General features: G+C 46.0%; 17 protein-coding genes and 1 tRNA gene. 13 read left to right on the forward strand and 5 right to left on the reverse strand.

Going from position 1 to position 19,649, the window contains the following annotated elements:
- The first annotated feature begins 40 nt into the window (after positions 1 to 40).
- Positions 41 to 544 (forward strand): RNA polymerase sigma factor, encoded by a 504-nt coding sequence (locus A4V03_RS07295; protein WP_065538448.1) that lies wholly within the window; start codon positions 41 to 43, stop codon positions 542 to 544.
- 173 nt (positions 545 to 717) lie between these two features.
- Here the strand turns inward: A4V03_RS07295 and A4V03_RS07300 are convergent, their stop codons facing one another.
- On the reverse strand, positions 718 to 1,434 hold the full coding sequence (locus A4V03_RS07300) for an OmpA family protein (protein WP_004306354.1): 717 nt from the start codon (positions 1,432 to 1,434) through the stop codon (positions 718 to 720).
- Between the two features lie 289 nt (positions 1,435 to 1,723).
- Between A4V03_RS07300 and A4V03_RS07305 the strand changes: the two genes are divergently transcribed.
- Entirely contained in the window at positions 1,724 to 3,109 is a 1,386-nt protein-coding gene (locus A4V03_RS07305; protein ID WP_065538449.1) for a GDSL-type esterase/lipase family protein, read from the forward strand.
- A gap of 469 nt (positions 3,110 to 3,578) precedes the next feature.
- On the opposite strand, the gene A4V03_RS07310 is transcribed toward A4V03_RS07305, so the two are convergent.
- A tRNA-Lys gene (locus tag A4V03_RS07310) sits at positions 3,579 to 3,651 on the reverse strand.
- 185 nt (positions 3,652 to 3,836) lie between these two features.
- Here A4V03_RS07310 and ettA point away from each other — a divergent pair.
- Entirely contained in the window at positions 3,837 to 5,528 is a 1,692-nt protein-coding gene (gene ettA, locus A4V03_RS07315) for an energy-dependent translational throttle protein EttA (RefSeq protein ID WP_071807645.1), read from the forward strand.
- A gap of 124 nt (positions 5,529 to 5,652) precedes the next feature.
- On the opposite strand, the gene A4V03_RS07320 is transcribed toward ettA, so the two are convergent.
- Positions 5,653 to 6,246 carry a hypothetical protein gene (locus tag A4V03_RS07320; RefSeq protein WP_065538450.1) on the reverse strand — a complete coding sequence of 198 codons (594 nt, stop codon included), beginning with the start codon at positions 6,244 to 6,246 and terminating at the stop codon, positions 5,653 to 5,655.
- Between the two features lie 172 nt (positions 6,247 to 6,418).
- Between A4V03_RS07320 and A4V03_RS07325 the strand changes: the two genes are divergently transcribed.
- Complete coding sequence (locus tag A4V03_RS07325) at positions 6,419 to 7,303, forward strand: DUF7833 domain-containing protein (protein WP_065538451.1); 885 nt, start codon at positions 6,419 to 6,421, stop codon at positions 7,301 to 7,303.
- Positions 7,304 to 7,532: 229 nt separating this feature from the next.
- Entirely contained in the window at positions 7,533 to 9,326 is a 1,794-nt protein-coding gene (locus A4V03_RS07330; protein WP_065538452.1) for a bifunctional DNA primase/helicase, read from the forward strand.
- 78 nt (positions 9,327 to 9,404) lie between these two features.
- On the opposite strand, the gene A4V03_RS07335 is transcribed toward A4V03_RS07330, so the two are convergent.
- Positions 9,405 to 9,662, reverse strand: a complete 258-nt coding sequence (locus A4V03_RS07335) for a DUF4248 domain-containing protein (RefSeq protein ID WP_065538453.1) — start codon at positions 9,660 to 9,662, stop codon at positions 9,405 to 9,407.
- Between the two features lie 274 nt (positions 9,663 to 9,936).
- Between A4V03_RS07335 and A4V03_RS07340 the strand changes: the two genes are divergently transcribed.
- Positions 9,937 to 10,464 (forward strand): HU family DNA-binding protein, encoded by a 528-nt coding sequence (locus A4V03_RS07340; RefSeq protein ID WP_065538454.1) that lies wholly within the window; start codon positions 9,937 to 9,939, stop codon positions 10,462 to 10,464.
- 368 nt (positions 10,465 to 10,832) lie between these two features.
- Positions 10,833 to 11,279: an N-acetylmuramoyl-L-alanine amidase gene (locus tag A4V03_RS07345; RefSeq protein WP_065540334.1), complete on the forward strand. Its 447-nt coding sequence runs from the start codon at positions 10,833 to 10,835 to the stop codon at positions 11,277 to 11,279.
- 17 nt (positions 11,280 to 11,296) lie between these two features.
- Here A4V03_RS07345 and A4V03_RS07350 read toward each other — a convergent pair whose 3' ends face one another.
- Positions 11,297 to 12,466, reverse strand: a complete 1,170-nt coding sequence (locus A4V03_RS07350; protein WP_071807726.1) for a BamA/TamA family outer membrane protein — start codon at positions 12,464 to 12,466, stop codon at positions 11,297 to 11,299.
- Positions 12,467 to 12,713: 247 nt separating this feature from the next.
- Here A4V03_RS07350 and A4V03_RS07360 point away from each other — a divergent pair, with 247 nt between their 5' ends.
- From A4V03_RS07360 to nqrE, 6 genes are all read left to right on the forward strand, one after another.
- Entirely contained in the window at positions 12,714 to 14,108 is a 1,395-nt protein-coding gene (locus A4V03_RS07360) for a C1 family peptidase (protein ID WP_065538456.1), read from the forward strand.
- Positions 14,109 to 14,776: 668 nt separating this feature from the next.
- Positions 14,777 to 16,126 (forward strand): Na(+)-translocating NADH-quinone reductase subunit A, encoded by a 1,350-nt coding sequence (locus tag A4V03_RS07365; RefSeq protein WP_065540335.1) that lies wholly within the window; start codon positions 14,777 to 14,779, stop codon positions 16,124 to 16,126.
- Between the two features lie 247 nt (positions 16,127 to 16,373).
- Positions 16,374 to 17,546, forward strand: coding sequence for an NADH:ubiquinone reductase (Na(+)-transporting) subunit B (locus tag A4V03_RS07370; protein ID WP_065538457.1), 1,173 nt, complete (start codon positions 16,374 to 16,376; stop codon positions 17,544 to 17,546).
- Between the two features lie 12 nt (positions 17,547 to 17,558).
- The gene (locus A4V03_RS07375; RefSeq protein ID WP_065538458.1) at positions 17,559 to 18,233 is read left to right on the forward strand and encodes a Na(+)-translocating NADH-quinone reductase subunit C; all 675 of its coding nucleotides are present in this window, start codon (positions 17,559 to 17,561) and stop codon (positions 18,231 to 18,233) included.
- 21 nt (positions 18,234 to 18,254) lie between these two features.
- A complete protein-coding gene (locus tag A4V03_RS07380; RefSeq protein WP_065538459.1) occupies positions 18,255 to 18,896 on the forward strand; it encodes an NADH:ubiquinone reductase (Na(+)-transporting) subunit D in 642 nt (213 codons plus the stop codon).
- Positions 18,897 to 19,006: 110 nt separating this feature from the next.
- Entirely contained in the window at positions 19,007 to 19,633 is a 627-nt protein-coding gene (nqrE, locus tag A4V03_RS07385) for an NADH:ubiquinone reductase (Na(+)-transporting) subunit E (protein WP_065538460.1), read from the forward strand.
- The last annotated feature ends 16 nt before the right edge of the window (positions 19,634 to 19,649 follow it).

A 19,649-nucleotide genomic window follows, 5' to 3' on the forward strand; every position in this document is an offset into this window, starting at 1 on the left:
ATCGAGAAAATCGAGATATTAACCATAAAACCATTAAAGTATGAAAAGTTTAAGTTTCAGAAAAGATTTAATTGGAGTACAGGAAGAGTTGCTTCGTTTTGCTTATAAATTGACTGCCAACCGCGAAGAAGCAAACGATTTATTGCAAGAAACGTCTTTAAAAGCATTAGATAATGAAGAAAAATATGTTCCGGACACGAATTTCAAAGGATGGATGTACACCATCATGCGTAATATATTTATTAATAACTACCGTAAAATAGTACGTGATCAGACTTTTGTTGACCAGACTGATAATTATTATCATTTAAATATGCCACAAGATTCGGGATTTGAAAGTACGGAAGGTGCTTACGACCTGAAAGAAATGCACCGCATCGTTAATGCACTTCCCCGGGAGTATAAAATTCCTTTCTCTATGCATGTGTCAGGCTTTAAATACCGCGAAATTGCAGAGAAATTAGGACTACCGTTGGGCACAGTGAAAAGCCGCATATTTTTCACGCGGCAACGTTTGCAACGCGAATTGAAAGATTTTGTATAATGGAGGGATAACACATATAAACAAGTCTGTTAGCAGAAGAGGCTGTCTAAAAAGTCGGTTCCATCATCATTCTCCTTCGGGAAGGAGGGGAGTTGGAATTACTGACGACTTTTTAGACAGCCTCTTATCTCTTTAGAAAAAACAGTAGATTGCGTGTACGACGCAGTCATTTTTTAGTTAGCGGCTGCCTGTGCATCTTTAATCATTTGCTCGCTTGCGTACATGTATACCTCTACACGACGGTTTTGTTCGCGACCGGCAGCAGTGTCATTGCTTGCAACAGGATCGCTTTCACCCATTCCCTGTACACTCTTGATTTGATTGGTAGAAACACCGCAACTCAACAAGTAGCTGGACACACTTTGCGCACGTTCTTGTGATAAGTTCAGGTTCTTTTGCTGGCTTTGTGCAGCAGTGCTGTTTTTCCAGCCCTGGTTGTCGGTATATCCGTAGATAGATACGTCCATGTCCCGGTTCTGGTTGAGCACATTGTTGGCAAACTTGCTTAAAGCAGATTTGGCAGCAGCACTTAGATTGGCATTACCGGTAGTGAAAAGAATACCCGAATCGAATGTTACTTTCACGGCTTGCAACCCGTTGTTGTCTGTTATCTGTTCTACTTGTGCGCCTTCAATTTGTTTTGCTTCAGCTGCTGCTTTGTCCATCTTCTTACCGATAAGAGCACCTGTGCCGGCGCCTACTGCTGTACCGATAGCAGCACCGATAGCGGCACCTTTACCTTTGCCGATAACACCTCCCAGAATCGCACCCAGTGCAGCGCCCGAACCACCACCGATGGCAGCACCTTTACCAGTGTTGTTCATACTTCCACAGCTACCAAATATCATGGCAATGCTCATAAAGAGAACCATAAATTTCATCTTGTTCATAATCTTGATGTATTTTAATAGGTTTATAAAAATGTTTTTATACGAATCACTTCGCATAATCAATAACAATGCAAAGATACATATTATTTGGCAAGCGTGTACTTTTTAAGTTAAAATAACTCGAACCGACATCGGCATTGCCAAGTTAAACAGTTGACGGTTGATAGCGCCTTGTGTCAGATTCTTTATTCCTTGCATATCATTTTTCTACTCAAAATGGGGTGCAAAGAGACGCAAAATTACTATCTTCGCGCATCTAATTATTCACTAATCAAAATATATAGATACTATGAAACAGAAATTTTCTACTATTTTTATCTTGCTGCTTCTCTTTTTAGCAGGTTCACAAACGGTAGCGCAAAATGCTCCGAAACCTTTTGATATTGAACAACCTTCACTTCGCGTATTCCTTCCTGCGCCTGAGTTGGCAACAGGACGTGCGGTGGTGGCGTGTCCGGGAGGCGGATATTCGCATTTGGCATTCGAACACGAAGGATGCGATTGGGCGCCCTATTTCAATAAACAAGGCATTGCATTGATTGTGCTGAAATACCGGATGCCGAACGGTGACCGTACATTGCCCATTTCGGATGCTGAAGCAGCAATGAAACTGGTGCGTGACAGTGCCGATATCTGGAATTTGAACCCGAATGACATTGGCATCATGGGCTCTTCCGCCGGCGGACATCTGGCTTCTACCATTGCCACTCATGCCAAGCCCGAACTTCGTCCGAACTTTCAGATTCTTTTCTATCCTGTGATTACGATGGATAAATCTTATACCCATAGAGGCTCTCACGACAATCTTTTGGGGAAAGATGCTTCTGCCGAACTGGAATCTGAATATTCTAATGAAAAGCAAGTAACGAAAGATACGCCACGTGCTTTTATCGTATATAGTGATGATGATAAGGTCGTTCCGCCTGCTAACGGAGTGAATTATTATTTGGCGCTGAACAAGAACCATGTTCCTTCAGTGCTTCATATTTATCCTTCCGGCGGACATGGATGGGGAATTCGCGAGGGCTTCCTCTATAAGAATGAAATGCTGGACGAGCTGACGTCTTGGCTCCGTAGTTTCAAAGTGCCTCATAAAGATGCGATCCGCGTAGCTTGCATCGGAAATAGCATTACGTATGGAGCACGTATCAAGAATCGCGATCGTGACGGTTATCCGGCAGTGTTGGGCCGTATGCTGGGCGAGGCTTATTGGGTAAAGAATTTCGGAGTCAGTGCCCGCACTATGCTCAACAAGGGCGATCATCCTTATATGAAAGAAAAGGCATATCAGGATGCGCTGGCTTTCAATCCTAATATTGTGGTGATCAAGTTGGGTACGAATGACAGTAAATCATTCAACTGGAAATATAAGGCAGACTTCACGAAAGATCTGCAAACAATGGTCGATGCTTTCAAAGCGTTGCCTGCTCAACCGAAGATTTATCTTTGTTATCCTTCCAAAGCTTATCTGACCGGTAATGGTATCAACGATGACATCATCTCTAAACAAATCATTCCGATGATAAAGAAGGTTGCCAAGAAAAATAACCTGCCTATTATCGATCTTCACACAGCAATGGATGGGATACCCCAGATGTTCCCGGATAAGATCCATCCGAATGAAGAAGGGGCCAAAGTAATGGCAAAAGCTGTCTATCAGTCCTTGAAAAAGTAAAATAAGGAATTTGACGATTGTGAAATATCCGGTTGAAATAATCCACCCTTGGGGAGAAGTTTCAACCGGATTCTTTTTAATCTTTTCTTTGGAAGATTTTATAGAACAGATGGTATTCCATAAATGTCCTCCAATATTCATCTTTCTGGTATTTGACAACCATATTCACATCAGAAAAATCGTTCATGGAAAATACTGTACATAAAGTTTTCATGCGTAAGTCCCTGTCATACAAACAGGCAACTATCTCTTTATAGGAACAGTCTCTTAGTAGATACCATAATCTGCGTATCTCCTTCAGGGCCTGACAGTTTAATTTCGCAGATCCAATAGTCGCACGTATGTCATCCTGTTTACCTACGCCGTTTCTACCAAAAAGGTTTACACAAATACCATAGAACGTAGTGTTTATAATGAACAAAGCAGCTGTCTGATTTAGACAACTGCTTGATTCTTAATCTCTTAAGAGTGATCCGCCTGGGGCTCGAACCCAGGACCCCAACATTAAAAGTGTTGTGCTCTACCTGCTGAGCTAGCGAATCAATCCTTATGTGCTTTCTTTTCGAATGCGGGTGCAAAGGTAGAACAATTTTTTATAACTCCAAAACAATTCAGACATTTTTCTCATCTTTCCTTTGAAGAAAAGCATTTTTTATGCTGTCGGTGTAGAAATCTCGCGGTTTATATGTAAATTTGTGCCATTATCAACAATATACATTATTAATATATGGCTGCTGACGATAAAAAAATTATCTTCTCGATGGTGGGAGTGAGCAAAGCATTCACTCCTAATAAGAATGTGTTGAAAGACATTTACCTCTCTTTCTTCTATGGAGCAAAAATCGGAATTATCGGTTTGAACGGTTCCGGTAAATCAACGTTATTGAAGATCATCGCCGGTTTGGAGAAATCCTATCAGGGAGAAGTCGTGTTCTCTCCGGGATACTCTGTGGGTTACCTGGCACAGGAACCTTATTTGGACAACACAAAGACAGTAAAAGAAGTAGTGATGGAAGGTGTGCAACCCATTGTGGACGCACTGGCGGAATACGAAGAAATCAATCAGAAATTCGGCTTGCCGGAGTATTATGAAGACCAGGACAAGATGGACGCCCTCTTTGCCCGCCAGGGTGAACTGCAAGACATCATTGATGCAACCGATGCATGGAATCTGGACAGCAAGCTGGAACGTGCGATGGATGCCCTCCGTTGCCCGCCCGAAGACCAACCGGTAGAAAACCTCTCCGGAGGCGAACGTCGTCGTGTAGCACTTTGCCGTCTGCTGTTACAAAAACCGGATATACTTCTGCTGGACGAACCTACCAACCACCTGGACGCAGAGTCTATCGACTGGCTGGAACAACACCTGCAACAATATGAAGGTACGGTGATTGCTGTGACGCACGACCGCTACTTCCTCGATCACGTTGCCGGATGGATCCTCGAACTCGACCGTGGCGAAGGCATCCCCTGGAAAGGCAACTACTCTTCCTGGCTGGAACAAAAGACCAAACGTATGGAAATGGAAGAAAAGACCGCCAGCAAACGCCGTAAGACGCTGGAACGCGAGTTGGAATGGGTACGCATGGCCCCGAAAGCCCGTCAGGCGAAGGGTAAGGCACGTCTTAACTCGTACGACAAATTGCTGAACGAAGACGTGAAGGAGAAAGAAGAGAAACTCGAAATCTTTATTCCGAACGGTCCCCGTCTAGGCAATAAGGTCATTGAAGCCAAACATGTGGCTAAGGCATACGGTGACAAACTGCTGTTCGACGATCTGAACTTCATGCTCCCTCCCAATGGCATTGTCGGTGTGATTGGCCCTAACGGTGCAGGAAAAACAACCCTGTTCCGCCTGATTATGGGATTGGAATCGGTAGATAAAGGCGAATTTGAAGTAGGAGAGACTGTAAAAGTGGCGTATGTAGACCAGCAACACAGAGATATCGATCCGAATAAGAGTGTCTACCAGGTGATTTCCGGAGGCAATGAGCTGATCCGCATGGGCGGACGCGACGTGAATGCGCGTGCATACCTTTCCCGTTTCAACTTCTCCGGAGGCGATCAGGAAAAACTCTGCGGCGTATTGTCCGGTGGTGAAAGAAACCGTCTGCATTTGGCAATGGCTTTGAAAGAAGAAGGCAATGTGCTGCTGCTCGATGAGCCTACCAATGATATCGACGTAAACACACTGCGTGCTTTGGAAGAAGGTTTGGAAGATTTCGCCGGCTGTGCGGTAGTCATCTCGCACGACCGCTGGTTCCTCGACCGTATCTGTACACACATCCTGGCTTTTGAAGGAGACTCTAACGTGTTCTACTTCGAAGGTTCTTATTCAGAATACGAAGAAAACAAAATGAAACGTTTGGGAAATGAAGAACCGAAACGTGTCCGTTACAGAAAGTTGATGACCGACTAGTGTGAAGGAAATGGCTTGAAGCATCTATAATGTTTTCTGTTTCAAGATAAAAGGGGCTGTCCAAAAAGTCGGATAGCCCCTTGGTATTCTCATGGTCTGAAACCCAAAGAGATGCACATGCCATCTAACTTTTTTGCGTTTTCTTTTGCTTGGTTTGCTTTTGGGGTGATTCTTTCTTCTGCCGCTTCTCCTCACTTTTCTTCTGTCGCTTTGCTTCGCCTTCCTTCTTCTGCTTTGCCTCGCTTTTTTTCTTCCACCTTGCTTCGCCTCGCTTCCTGTTTTTCAAGAGAGTTGCCTCTCTATGCTGGCGTCTTCTGTCAAGCTCTTCCACGTCATCCGACTGTTGCCGGAGAAGTATCTGGTTGGAGGCATACTCGGACAGTTGGTCAGAGTTTACGGCGAACATGACGATGCATTTCCCGTTCAGCAACGCCTTTGCAACTTGGTAGAAAATGTTGTGAATATTGATGATGCATTTTACTGACTTCAGATAATAATGGATAGCCTGTGCGTATGAAAGGATGGAATAATTGCGTATTTGCTCCATCCTCCATATCATGCCGGAATTGACGGACGATATTTCTTGCAACTTCTCGAGAGTCAAAGGTGAGATCGTGCGTATAAAAATCAACAGGCGTCCGATGCTGATATAAAGACATCTTTTTAATTTTTCCTGCATAAGTTCGTCTTCGTTGAGACTTTTTTTCGATTTGTTCATTCTTTTTTTATTAGTTATGTTACTGAGCGCAAAGGTCTTCTAAAAATTTCATATTTAGCTATTCATATAAAGATAAGTATATGTCGAATATTTAAAAGACCTTTGCACTCACCAAGTTAACTCGCCAAAAAAGCATGAAATTTTGTTGAAATATTAATTTAATTATATAAAAATGAAGAATGATAATTTTTTTAAGCACGATGCTACAGCCGCAGATGATGAAAAAATATTGCTGCTCATCGAACGGGAAGGATTGAAAGGATATGGTGCCTATTGGATACTGATCGAGGCATTGCGAAAGCAAGACGATCTTTGTTCCTCTTTCAGCGTGCTCCGTTCGTTGGCTATCCGGTCCAGGGTCCGCCAGGCATATTTGGTGCATATCGTAAAAGATTTCGGGCTTTTTGTGATTGAAGGAGACCGTTTTTATTCGCCGGGGATGAAGCGGAGAATGGCTAAGTATTTGCTGGGCGCGGCTTACCAAAGTGTTAAACAAAGTGTTAAAGAGGAAGATAACACGCTGATTGACAATGTAAATGTGGCTATACACGCGCGTGAAACAGAACAGAATAGAAAAGAAAAGATATTATCCGTCGTCGATATGGGTGCGATAGAGGGGCAACAGCCGGTCTGCCCTTATCAGAAGTGGGAATCGCTGGTGGACGAGATGGCGGCGAGCGAGGATTACATGAATCAGGCAGGAATGCACTCGGGGCTGGGGAAGCTGTTCATCAGCAATGAAAAGTACATTGTCCAGCTTTTCAAAAATCAGATTTGCCTGCAAGGAAAGCAGGACAGGATGATGAACTTGGGCGAGGTGAAATCGTATTTCTCGAATTTTGTAGCCAATGGCTCGGTGACGAACAAGAAGATCCGTGTGGCATTGGAATACGAAATGTCACAGCAGAATAAACGAAACGGGCGGTATGCTTATCGCTATGAGCAGCTTGTCGACGGTAAACGGATGTATCTGGGACATGAAATCCCGGATGATGCACCGCCACGGCCGAACTCATCTGCTGTGTGGGACGAGGTGAAAAAGAAGTGGGGGAGTTGAGAGACGGTTCGTTGCTTCGGACGCGCCCACGCCTTGCCTGTGCTGTGCCGATGCCTTGCTCGCATTGTGCCCACGCCTTGCCTGTGCTGTGCCGATGTCTCGCTCGCATTGTGCCCACGCCTTGCCTGCACCGTGCCGCTGTCTTGCCTGCGCTCCCCATCAGTTACGAGTTTTTAAACAGCCTCTTTTCGGCCGAACATTTCAACCAAACTAAAAAAGAAAATAAATTATGAGGAATTTTTCTAATTACGATGTCGATATTCGTGGAAAATCGAGTGGTGTTCTCAAAACCATTTGTAAAAAATGTCTTCCCACCCGGCGTAACAAGCGTGATCGTTCGTTGCGTGTCAACATCGACACCGGACATTGCCACTGTTACCACTGTGGAGCCGATTTCTATGTCCCCGACGACAACGAAGAGCGTGAAAAAGCCGAACGCCAGGCTGCCCGTCAACGCCGTGCGGCAGTCGCTCCGCAGCACTTTCAACGCCCCGTATTTGATGCTGCAAAGACCACGCTTTCCGAAGCTGCGGAGCGTTGGCTGGTAGAGACACGTTGTATTCCGCAATCCGTCATAGCCGGATTGCGCATCACCGAACAGGAGGAGTTCATGCCCCAATCCGCTAAAAAAGAACGTTGCGTCTGCTTCAACTATTTTGAGGGGGATCAGCTGATAAACACCAAATTCCGCAGTGGCGCAAAGCATTTCAAAATGGTGCAGGGAGCCGAACTAATCCCTTACAACATCGACTCCGTGCTCGGTCAGACCTCCTGCATCATCCACGAAGGCGAGCTGGATGCCGCATCTTCCATCGCTGCCGGATTCAAAAGCGTCATTTCCGTTCCTGCCGGAGCCAATTCGAACCTTTCCTGGCTCGACCGTTTCATGGAAACCCATTTCGAGGACTTGAAGGAGATTATCATCGCTGTAGATACCGATTCGGCAGGGCTCCGACTGCGTGACGAACTCATCAACCGCCTGGGAGCCGAACGCTGCAAAGTGGTGACTTACGGACCGGAGTGTAAAGACGCCAACGAGCATCTCGTCAAATACGGGATTCAAAGTCTCCGTATCGCCATCGAACAGGCAGCGGAAGTCCCTCTTGAAGGTATTTTCACCGCAACCGACCTGCATGGCGAATTGCGTGCTCTTTTCGACAACGGCTTCGGTTCCGGTGCCGAAACGGGCTGGGAGGCGATGGATAAAATCTGCACTTACGAACGGGGGCGTAATGTCTACGTCACCGGAATCCCCGGTTCCGGGAAATCTGAGTGGGTAGACGAACTGGTGTTGCGCCTCTGCCTGCGCCACCAATGGAAGATAGGGTTCTTCAGTCCGGAGAATCATCCTATTGTCTATCATTACCGGAAGCTGGTTGAGAAACTGACCGGTCGCCGTTTCCAAAATGCTTGCGGCATGACGGAGGGACTTCTCGCACGTTCGGAGGAGTTTTTGGCTGAAAACATCTCTCATATTTCTCTCAAAGGCAATGTGGCTCCCGACCGTGTGCTTGCCAAGGCTCGCGAACTGGTGGTCCGTCGAGGGTGCCGCATTCTTGTGTTCGACCCTCTCAACCGCTTCGACCATAACCCGTTGCCGGGACAGACGGAAACGCAATATATATCTAATTTGTTGAATAAGTTTACGGAGTTTGCCATGCAGTATAATTGCCTGCTGATAGTCGTGGCACACCCGCGCAAAATGAACCGTAACCCAGTGACGGGTGCCACGCCGCGTGTGGGGATGTATGACATCAACGGCTCTGCCGACTTTTACAACAAAGCTGATTATGGAATCGTTGTGGAACGCGATAAGGAGGTCGGCGTCACCCGCGTATATGTCGATAAAGTGAAGTTTAAACATCTCGGAGCGGGGGGAGTGGCGGCCTTTGTCTATGATCCCGTAAACGGACGCTACCTGCCTTGCGAGGAATCGCACGACCCGTCCGTCCCCATAGACAAACGGGTGAGCGGCACTGTTTATGATGGCACTTGCTGGCTGCCTGAAAAGGAGGTTTTTTAAGTATTAAGTGTCAGGTATTAGGTATTCAAATTTCGCAAGTGTTCTGCATAGCTTCAGTTAAACATACTTATTATTTGATTAAGGCTCTTGGAGAACTTCAATGATTAGTCTCACTTGTGCAGGTGTGTAGCGTCTGCTTCGGGGATTCATGCCCGTGGCAATGAGTCGTTCTTTCAATCCGGGGGCAGCCTCTATCCATTTATTGAATTGGTCCACTGCGCTTTGCTGCTGTATGTCGGGGAGGTATAGCATGGCAAGTTCGCCTTTCCCGTAACTGCGGTATTGGAATGTTTTTTCTTCTTTCTGTTCGGAGGTAATCTTGTTGTTAGTTTCCATTTATGAGAGTATTTATGAGTTGATGTAATAGACGTAAAGTTACACATTTTTACTGGAATAAGCAAGGGTTGAAGAGTTGTATTTATGCGTATTAACATAGAATAATAGGGTAATAGGCTACTTATCTTATTCTAATCCGTTTTATCACGGCATAACCCGACATAATCCGGCGTAATCCGGTGTAATCCGGCAACTCACTAACGTGCTGCCGTATCTTTGTTTCACCAACAGAAAGGGAGAACGTCCTCCTTTTCGTAGAAACAAATTTAAGTATATGACAACAGTTACAGTAGTGCGCTATAAGCGCAGAAAACGAATCGGTGATGAAAACTCGCCGATGGTATTTGCTCTCAAACTCAAGTCCGGAGAGGCGAAAATCTATTCCATTGAGTCGTTGGCACGTGAAATAGAGACGATCGGATCGCTCTCGGTGGAAGACGTGACGCACGTTATGAAGTCTTTTGTCCGTGCGATGAAAAAAGTGCTGGTGGCGGGGAATAAGGTGAAAGTGGATGGGCTGGGTATCTTTTATACTACGCTGACCTGTCCCGGTGTGGAAATGGAAAAAGATTGCACTGTGAAGAATATCACTCGTGTCAACCTCCGTTTCAAAGTGGACAATTCCTTGCGCCTGGCTAACGATAGCACGGCAACCACTCGTGGAGGTGAGAATAATATGATGTTCGAATTGCTTTCCGAAAAGAAGGCTGCTTCTGGTGAAGACAGTGGCGAAGATTCGGGTGATGATAACAAGGGAGAGGGCAACTCCAGCGGTGGAGAGGCACCTGACCCGGCGGCTTAATCGTTCGCCGTTCCGGTGAAGCTATTACCGATGATGAAATGTACTTTTGCAGTGATACTCTTGCAATAATGCTTTTGCAGTGAATGTCTTTTCGCAGTGAACACATCTTTGCGGTAGCTGGGTTGCTCTCCCCCGATAACGGGGGAGTCGGAGGGGGTGAGTCCCCGTAGGGGGAGGTGGTAGGTAAAAGTGTAAACTTAATATATTACAGAATAATATGTATTCCTACCACGCCGTCCTTCGAACTTACATTAAATAATAATCAATAAACTGTAAAACAATGATTGACAAAATCTTAGAAGTCGTATTGGAACTGCTGTTTTTCTTTCGCAGAAAGAGAAAAGCCAAAAGAATGAAAGGAAAGGTTGATGAGGAAGATTAACCTGATTGTGATCCACTGTTCCGCCACAAGGGCGGACAGGGATTTCACGGAAGATGATTTGGAAGTCTGTCATCGCCGACGAGGGTTCAACGGGGCGGGCTATCATTTTTATATCCGTAAAAATGGAGCCATAAAGACTACCCGTGAGATTGAGAAGATCGGTGCGCACGCAAAGGGTCACAACGCTCACTCGATAGGTATCTGCTATGAAGGGGGACTTGACTGTCAGGGGCGCCCTGCCGATACCCGCACTGAGTGGCAGATTCATTCCATGCACGTACTCATACTGACGCTACTCCGTGATTATCCGGGCTGTCGTATTTGCGGACATCGGGATTTAAGTCCCGACCTGAACGCAAACGGGGAGATTGAGCCGGAAGAATGGATCAAGGCTTGTCCGTGTTTCGATGTGAAGGCAGAGTGGGACGGTTGAGCGGAGTGGATGGCTGATCAGAAAGCCTCTGTCATATTGAAATAGAATAAATTCTGTTTGTTCACCATGTCTCTGCCGATATCAAGGCGTACATTCATACGAGGCTGGACTTCAATGCGTAGCCCTACTCCGAGGTTTGGAAGCACACCTTCTATCTTGCCTGGAGTGGGGCCCATGAATCCGCAGCCTCCCCATGCCACATATCCTATATGGCTCAACATTTTCCTCACCCATGTGCTTTTGTCTGTATTGATCATCTGACGGTATTCGGCCATCATTACATGCGATGACTTGTCGCGAAACTGCCCCATGTAGTAACCGCGAAGATCGAAAGGGGTTCCGCTAAGCACGTATTTTGTCAGCGGAACATTCCCGAATGCGTTTTTGCTCTGCACGGTCCAAGCTATCACTTTGCGACGCCCCACTGTTTTGTATTGGCGGTAGTCTATCTCTAAACGATAAAAGTTATTATCACTGCCGAACGTTTTATGGTACATCATTCCCCGGAAGTCGAGGTACGTTCCGCGGTAAGCATTGGCGGGGATATCGCGTGTGTCATACGTCAGCAGGAAACCAAGTCCCGAACTGAAATTTTTGTACCCGTGCTCCGTGCCCCCTGCCGCTATGTACGAGGGCTCATTGACCATCCCGGCAGCCGGTTCGGTAATTTTATCGTAGTTTAAATCGACCTGAGGACCTGCAAAGAAATCGCTTTCTCCCAGGCGGAACAAGAACCAGGGGTTTACTTGAATGCCACTATAACGGTATTCGCTGGTATCTTCTCCACGTTCGTAATCTTTATTGGTGGAGTATCCGATGCCATAAAAGTTCTCGATCGTATTTTTATATGAGAAGGTGCCGAAGATACGGAAACGATCGCCTTTAAAGAAGAGCTGCGGCTTCGCCATCAGGTTCAAGCCGCCCTTGAACATCAAGGCAACGGACATGGGCACTACCGAACGTCGCTGGGTGGTGTCGCTCGGATTCATCCGGAACGTCAACAATGCGCTACCGCCCACTAGCAGACCAAAATCCGGTGTATAACTGGGACCGCCCAATATGTTATAGTGCAGATTACGTTTTGCCACGCGCTGGCGATGCAACTCGCGCTTGGAAAGGGCAGGGACGGTGTCCGATGGGGTGTCAGCAGTCGTAGCCGACATCATATTGATGGATGGAAGCATCATCAATATTCCTATTATATATTTCTTCATAACTTCTCTCTGAGGAATCCGGCTGCAAAGAAAACTATTTTATCTCGATTAGTTTTGATATTCTTAGATAATAAATCTAAAAAAGAATCGTATTTTTGCAGAATAAGATGTTTCTCGATATGCTGATAAATAAAGTTGCATGATTTATCTCCATACACCAACACATAATTTATTAGTATATCATGATCCGTCAGCCTATTAATTACTTATATATATCATAATGAATAAACAGATTTTATCCATTTTTGTTTTCTGCGCTTTCTCTTGTTCTACACAAGCGCAAGAACTGAAAGGCGGCATCAGCGACTCCATGATGCAACAAATCAAGCAGAGTTATGCAAACACTCCCTCTGACAAGGCTATCCGCAACGCCATCGGAAACAACGACATCCGCAAACTGGCTCTCAACCAGGATAACCTGAAAGGCATGGATACGCATTTTTCCATCAAAGTGCCCTCTAAAGGTATCACCGACCAGAAATCTTCCGGCCGGTGCTGGCTCTTCACAGGGCTGAACGTGATGCGTGCCAAAGCGATCGCAAAGCATAACCTCGGCGCCTTCGAATTCTCGCAGACTTATCCTTTCTTCTTCGACCAACTGGAGAAAGCGAACCTCTTCCTGCAAGGTATCATCGACACCAGCAGCAAACCGATGGACGATAAAATGGTGGAGTGGCTTTTCCGCAATCCTTTAAGTGACGGGGGCACATTTACCGGCGTAGCGGACATCGTAAGCAAATACGGACTTGTCCCCAAAGATGTGATGCCCGAAACAAACAGCAGTGAAAATACTTCCCGCATGGCAGGCCTGATCGCCCTGAAACTCCGTGAACAGGGGCTGCAACTCCGTGAGCTCGCCGCCAAAGGCGCCAAACCCGCTGTCATCGAAAAAACGAAGACTGAAATGTTGAGCGTAATCTACCGCATGTTGGTGTTGAATCTCGGTGTTCCCCCTACAGAATTTACCTGGACCGAACACAATGCCAAAGGTGAGCCTGTATCTACCGAAACTTACACCCCGCTTTCTTTCCTGAAGAAATATGGCGACGAAAATCTGATTGACAGCTACGTCATGCTTATGAACGACCCCAGCCGCGAATACTACAAATGTTATGAAATAGATTACGACCGCCACCGCTACGACGGTAAAAACTGGATGTATGTCAATCTCCCCATCGAGGATATCAAGGAAATGGCTATCGCCTCTCTCAAAGACAGCACAATGATGTATTTCTCCTGCGATGTGGGCAAATTCCTGAATTCTGACCGGGGACTGCTGGATGTCAAAAACTACGACTACGAATCTCTAATGGGGACGTCTTTTAATATGAATAAGAAGCAACGTATCCAAACCTTTGCCAGCGGCTCCAGCCACGCCATGACGCTCATGGCTGTCGACCTCGACAAGAATGGAAAACCAACGAAATGGATGGTTGAAAATAGTTGGGGACCAGCCGCCGGCTATCAGGGGTATCTCATCATGACGGACGAATGGTTCAACGAATATATGTTCCGATTGGTGGTGGAGACCAAGTATTCATCGGAAAAGGTGCTGGAGGTGTTGAAGCAGAAACCAATCCGGTTGCCGGCGTGGGATCCTATGTTTGCTGAATAGTTCTTTGAGGGGAGAGAGTTCTTTTTCTTTCGTCTTGATACGAAAGAAAAAGAACCAAAAAGAAAGAATCAAGGCTGCGTTTTTCCGTCTACTCCGGTGCTTCCCCTGGCTAAAGGGCAGAAACTCGCTACGCTCAAACAGTCTGCCCTTCTTAACGCCGAAGGAAACACCTGCGCTTGACGCCGGAAAAACGAGGCCGGGGAAACCATTCGGCATGGGGCCACAGCACCGGACTTTCTACTGCGAACCAGTTGCTAGCTTCCCACAGCGAACTAACTGCCAGTTTCCTTTGCAACGAACCAGCTGCCAGCTTCCTACAGCGAACTCACCGACAGCTTCCTTATGTAGCGAACCCGCAGCGAACACTGGCCTACTTTTTTCTCCGTTAAGCGAGTGCCCGTAACGTAGCGTTAAGAAGGGCAGACTGTTTGAGCGTAGCGAGTTTCTGCCCTTTAGCGAAGTGAAGGAAGCGAGTAGGAGAAAAAAGTCAGCCTTGAATTTTTCTTTGCTTCTTTCTTTTGTTTCAAGACAAAAGAAAGATGACTCACGTGTACGAGCACGAACGCAATTACGGATTTATTTCCGTAATTCCTTTCTTTTTTCCTCCCGAATCCCAATCTTATTTATTACTTTTGCGGAAAATTTATGAAACCATTATTTTATATAGCATGGCAAATGTAATAAAGTTACGTAAAGGCCTTGACATAAACCTGAAAGGGAAAGCTGCTGAAACGTACGCAACAGTAAAAGCGCCGGGATTCTACGCACTTGTACCCGACGACTTTCCTGGAGTGACGCCTAAGGTAGTTGTGAAAGAGCAGGAATATGTAATGGCTGGTGGACCCTTGTTTATCGACAAGTATCATCCTGAAGTGAAATTTGTTTCGCCGGTGAGCGGCGTGGTGACGAGTGTAGAACGTGGTGCTCGTCGTAAGGTATTGAACATCGTAGTAGAAGCTGCTGCCGAGCAGGACTATGAAGATTTTGGGAAAAAGAATGTTGCTTCGATGGATGCTGAAGCTGTGAAATCCGCTTTGTTAGAAGCCGGACTTTTCGCGTTTATCAAACAGCGTCCTTATGACATCATTGCCGATCCTACGGTAACCCCGAAAGGAATCTTCATCTCCGCATTCGACACCAACCCGTTGGCTCCGGACTTCGAGTTCGCCCTCAAAGGTGAGGAAGCAAACTTCCAGACAGGACTCGATGCTCTTGCCAAACTGGCAAAAACTTACCTGAGCATCAGTGTGAAACAGAACGCTGCCGCACTGACACAGGCTCAGAACGTTACAATCACCGCATTCGACGGACCGAACCCTGCTGGTAATGTAGGCGTTCAGATCAACCATCTTGATCCTGTATCTAAGGGCGAAACGGTGTGGACTATTGATCCGCAAGCCGTCATCTTCATCGGCCGCCTTTTCAATACAGGCCATGTAGATTTCACCCGCACAGTAGCCGTGACAGGTTCCGAAGTGTTGAAGCCTGCATACTGCAAATTACAGGTAGGCGCATTGCTCACCAACGTCTTTGCCGGCAATGTAACAAAAGACAAAGACTTACGCTATATAAGCGGTAACGTGCTGACAGGAAAACAAGTATCTCCGAACGGATATTTAGGCGCATTCCATAGCCAACTGACGGTTATCCCCGAAGGTGACAACATTCACGAAATGCTTGGATGGATCATGCCGCGCTTCAACCAGTTCAGTGCCAACCGTTCGTATTTCAGCTGGTTGATGGGTAAGAAGGAATATACGCTGGATGCCCGCATCAAAGGTGGCGAACGCCACATGATTATGTCGGGCGAATACGATAAGGTATTCCCGATGGACATACTGCCCGAATATCTGATTAAAGCAATCATTGCCGGTGACATCGACCGTATGGAAGCACTTGGCATCTACGAAGTAGCCCCCGAAGATTTCGCCCTTTGCGAGTTCGTATGCTCTTCAAAGATGGAACTGCAACGCATCGTTCGTGTCGGGCTCGATATGCTCCGTGCAGAAATGGCGTAATCGTATAAGAGATTAAATAATAAAAATTAAAATAAGCGATAGTTGAAATCTTGCGAAACGGCTCTCTGTGGGGGACAGCACTTTGTAAATGCAGCTTTTAGGTAATGTATACACAGTATGTAAATGCAACTCTTAGGTCGTGTATAGCATACCAGTACAGCTTTTAGTAATACACTGCATGCAAATACAGCATAAACCCCGGTACTGCCAGTTTCCAACTCTCAACTTTCAATTTTCAATTAAATAAATGAAAGCGTTAAGAAATTATCTCGATAAGATAAAGCCGAACTTTGAAGAGGGCGGCAAATTCCACGCATTCCAGTCGGTGTTCGACGGCTTCGAAACATTCCTGTTCGTGCCCAGCCAGACTGCGAAAACGGGAACGCACATACACGACGCAATCGACAGCAAACGCATCATGTCGATTGTGGTTATTTCGTTAATACCGGCTTTGCTGTTCGGTATGTACAACGTAGGTTACCAGCATTTCACTCACACTGGTGCTACAGGCAGCTTCATCGAAATGTTTATCTACGGATTCCTGGCAGTATTGCCTAAAATAATCGTATCATACGTGGTAGGTCTCGGCATCGAGTTCGTTGTAGCTCAATGGAAGAAAGAAGAAATACAGGAAGGATTCCTCGTTTCCGGTATCCTGATCCCGATGATCGTTCCGGTAGACTGTCCGCTGTGGATTCTTGCCGTAGCTACTGCATTCTCTGTTATCTTTGCCAAAGAAGTATTCGGTGGTACAGGTATGAATGTGTTCAACGTTGCGTTGATCACCCGTGCATTCCTGTTCTTCGCATATCCGACCAAGATGTCCGGTGACGCCGTTTGGGTGTCAGGCGACAGCATCTTCGGTTTAGGACAAAGCGTAGACGGACTGACCGTTGCCACTCCATTGGGACAGGCTGCTACAACAGGCAGTGTTCCTGCGTTCAACATGGATATGATAACAGGTCTGATTCCGGGTTCTATCGGTGAAACCAGCGTAATCGCTATCCTGATAGGTGCCGTAATCCTGCTTTGGACAGGCGTTGCAAGCTGGAAAACAATGATTTCCGTATTTGTAGGTGGCGCATTCATGGCATGGGTATTCAACGCAATCGGCATGGAAAACAACACAATGGCTCAAATGCCTTGGTACGAACACCTCGTTCTCGGCGGTTTCTGCTTCGGTGCCGTATTTATGGCTACTGACCCTGTGACTTCCGCACGTACAGAAAGAGGTAAATATATCTTCGGATTCCTGATCGGTGTGATGGCTATCGTTATCCGCGTACTGAATCCGGGTTATCCGGAAGGTATGATGCTTGCCATCCTGCTGATGAACATCTTTGCTCCGCTGATCGACTACTGTGTAGTACAGAGCAACATCAGCCGTCGCGAGAAACGCACTATCAAGTCTAACCAATAATACCGAGAGAAAATGAATACGAATAGTAATAGTTATACTATCATTTATGCTTCGGTAATGGTTATTATCGTAGCATTCCTGCTGGCATTCGTTAGTTCTTCACTGAAATCTACGCAAGAGAAGAATGTGCAGCTGGACACTAAGAAACAAATCCTCGCTGCATTGAACATCAAGGATGTGAAAGACGCAGATGCTGAATATCAGAAATATGTGAAAGGGGATATGCTGATGAACGTAGATGGCACGCTGACCGAAAACACAGGTGAATTTGCTACCAACTACGAGAAAGAAGCAAAAGAGCAACAACGTCTGCACGTGTTTGTATGCGAAGTGGACGGTCAGACTAAATACGTAGTTCCTGTATACGGTGCCGGTCTTTGGGGCGCTATCTGGGGCTATGTTGCACTGAACGAAGATAAAGATACTGTTTACGGCACTTACTTCTCACACGCTAGCGAAACTCCGGGTCTGGGTGCTGAAATCGCAACCGACCGATTCCAAAATGCATTTGTAGGTAAGAAAACCTTGGAAAATGGAGCTATCACATTGGGAGTCGTAAAAAATGGCAAAGTAGAGAAACCTGACTACCAAGTGGATGGTATCTCCGGTGGTACAATTACTTCAGTAGGTGTAGATGCTATGTTGAAGGCTTGCCTGAATAGTTACTTGAGTTTTTTAACTAAATAATAAGGAGGAGAAATATAGAATATGGGACAACTGTTTTCAAAGAAAAATAAAGAAGTATTCTCTGCTCCGCTGGGAATTGATAATCCGGTAACCGTACAGGTGCTCGGTATCTGTTCTGCACTTGCTGTTACCGCAAAGCTGGAGCCTGCCATCGTGATGGGACTTTCAGTGACGGTGATTACTGCATTTGCCAACGTTGTTATCTCACTGTTGCGCAAGACCATTCCTAACCGCATCCGCATCATCGTCCAGTTGGTTGTGGTAGCTGCCTTGGTAACCATCGTAAGTGAAGTTCTGAAAGCGTGTGCTTACGACGTAAGCGTACAACTCTCTGTATACGTAGGTCTGATCATCACCAACTGTATCTTGATGGGACGTCTGGAAGCATTTGCCATGCAGAACGGTCCTTGGGAGTCTTTCCTGGATGGTGTAGGTAATGGTTTGGGCTATGCCAAGATCTTGATTATCGTTGCTTTCTTCCGCGAACTGTTTGGATCGGGAACATTGCTTGGTTTCAATATCCTGAATTATGAACCGATTCAAAATATCGGATACGTAAACAACGGCTTGATGTTGATGCCGCCGATGGCATTGATTATCGTAGCATGTATTATCTGGTATCAACGCGCACGTCATAAAGAATTGCAAGAACAAAGTAATTAATTATTTCTGATTTCTGAATTATGATTTATGTCTAGCTTTATAGTCATAGTCGCATGATAAGTCTGCTGAATCATAAATTATAAATCATAAATCATAAATCAAAAAGAATTATGGAACATTTATTAAGTTTATTCGTCCGCTCTATCTTTGTGGACAACATGATATTCGCATTCTTCCTGGGTATGTGCTCATACCTGGCTGTTTCGAAGAATGTGAAGACTGCCGTAGGACTGGGTATCGCCGTAACTTTCGTGTTGCTGGTGACGCTTCCGGTCAACTACCTGTTGCAAACTAAGGTGCTGGCTGCCAATGCTATTATTGAAGGTGTCGACCTTAGCTTCTTGAGCTTTATTCTTTTCATTGCCGTTATCGCCGGTATTGTGCAGCTGGTGGAGATGATCGTAGAACGTTTCACTCCGTCATTGTACGCTTCGCTGGGTATCTTCCTGCCGTTGATTGCCGTTAACTGTGCCATCATGGGTGCTTCTCTGTTTATGCAACAACGTATCAATCTGGGTCCGAGTGATCCGAAATACATTGGTGATATCTGGGATGCCCTCGCTTATGCATTGGGCTCTGGTATCGGTTGGCTGCTGGCTATCGTAGGTCTGGCTGCTATCCGCGAGAAAATGGCTTACTCTGACGTACCTGCTCCGTTGAAGGGCTTGGGTATCACATTTATCACAGTAGGTCTGATGGCAATCGCGTTTATGTGTTTCTCTGGTTTGAACATCTAAAAAGAAAGGAATAAGA

It is taken from the genome of Bacteroides caecimuris, from assembly GCF_001688725.2.
Lineage (GTDB): Bacteria > Bacteroidota > Bacteroidia > Bacteroidales > Bacteroidaceae > Bacteroides > Bacteroides caecimuris.

Bases quoted from the DNA above. Each gene is read 5' to 3' on its own strand.
- A4V03_RS07380 (WP_065538459.1), top strand. From the start codon at position 18,255: ATGGGACAACTGTTTTCAAAGAAAAATAAAGAAGTATTCTCTGCTCCG.
- A4V03_RS07360 (WP_065538456.1), top strand. From the start codon at position 12,714: ATGAATAAACAGATTTTATCCATTTTTGTTTTCTGCGCTTTCTCTTGT.
- A4V03_RS07350 (WP_071807726.1), bottom strand. From the start codon at position 12,466: ATGATGCTTCCATCCATCAATATGATGTCGGCTACGACTGCTGACACC.
- ettA (WP_071807645.1), top strand. From the start codon at position 3,837: ATGGCTGCTGACGATAAAAAAATTATCTTCTCGATGGTGGGAGTGAGC.
- A4V03_RS07375 (WP_065538458.1), top strand. From the start codon at position 17,559: ATGAATACGAATAGTAATAGTTATACTATCATTTATGCTTCGGTAATG.
- A4V03_RS07325 (WP_065538451.1), top strand. From the start codon at position 6,419: ATGAAGAATGATAATTTTTTTAAGCACGATGCTACAGCCGCAGATGAT.
- A4V03_RS07365 (WP_065540335.1), top strand. From the start codon at position 14,777: ATGGCAAATGTAATAAAGTTACGTAAAGGCCTTGACATAAACCTGAAA.
- A4V03_RS07320 (WP_065538450.1), bottom strand. From the start codon at position 6,246: ATGAACAAATCGAAAAAAAGTCTCAACGAAGACGAACTTATGCAGGAA.
- A4V03_RS07340 (WP_065538454.1), top strand. From the start codon at position 9,937: ATGACAACAGTTACAGTAGTGCGCTATAAGCGCAGAAAACGAATCGGT.
- A4V03_RS07330 (WP_065538452.1), top strand. From the start codon at position 7,533: ATGAGGAATTTTTCTAATTACGATGTCGATATTCGTGGAAAATCGAGT.
- A4V03_RS07305 (WP_065538449.1), top strand. From the start codon at position 1,724: ATGAAACAGAAATTTTCTACTATTTTTATCTTGCTGCTTCTCTTTTTA.
- A4V03_RS07370 (WP_065538457.1), top strand. From the start codon at position 16,374: ATGAAAGCGTTAAGAAATTATCTCGATAAGATAAAGCCGAACTTTGAA.
- nqrE (WP_065538460.1), top strand. From the start codon at position 19,007: ATGGAACATTTATTAAGTTTATTCGTCCGCTCTATCTTTGTGGACAAC.
- A4V03_RS07335 (WP_065538453.1), bottom strand. From the start codon at position 9,662: ATGGAAACTAACAACAAGATTACCTCCGAACAGAAAGAAGAAAAAACA.
- A4V03_RS07300 (WP_004306354.1), bottom strand. From the start codon at position 1,434: ATGAACAAGATGAAATTTATGGTTCTCTTTATGAGCATTGCCATGATA.
- A4V03_RS07295 (WP_065538448.1), top strand. From the start codon at position 41: ATGAAAAGTTTAAGTTTCAGAAAAGATTTAATTGGAGTACAGGAAGAG.
- A4V03_RS07345 (WP_065540334.1), top strand. From the start codon at position 10,833: ATGAGGAAGATTAACCTGATTGTGATCCACTGTTCCGCCACAAGGGCG.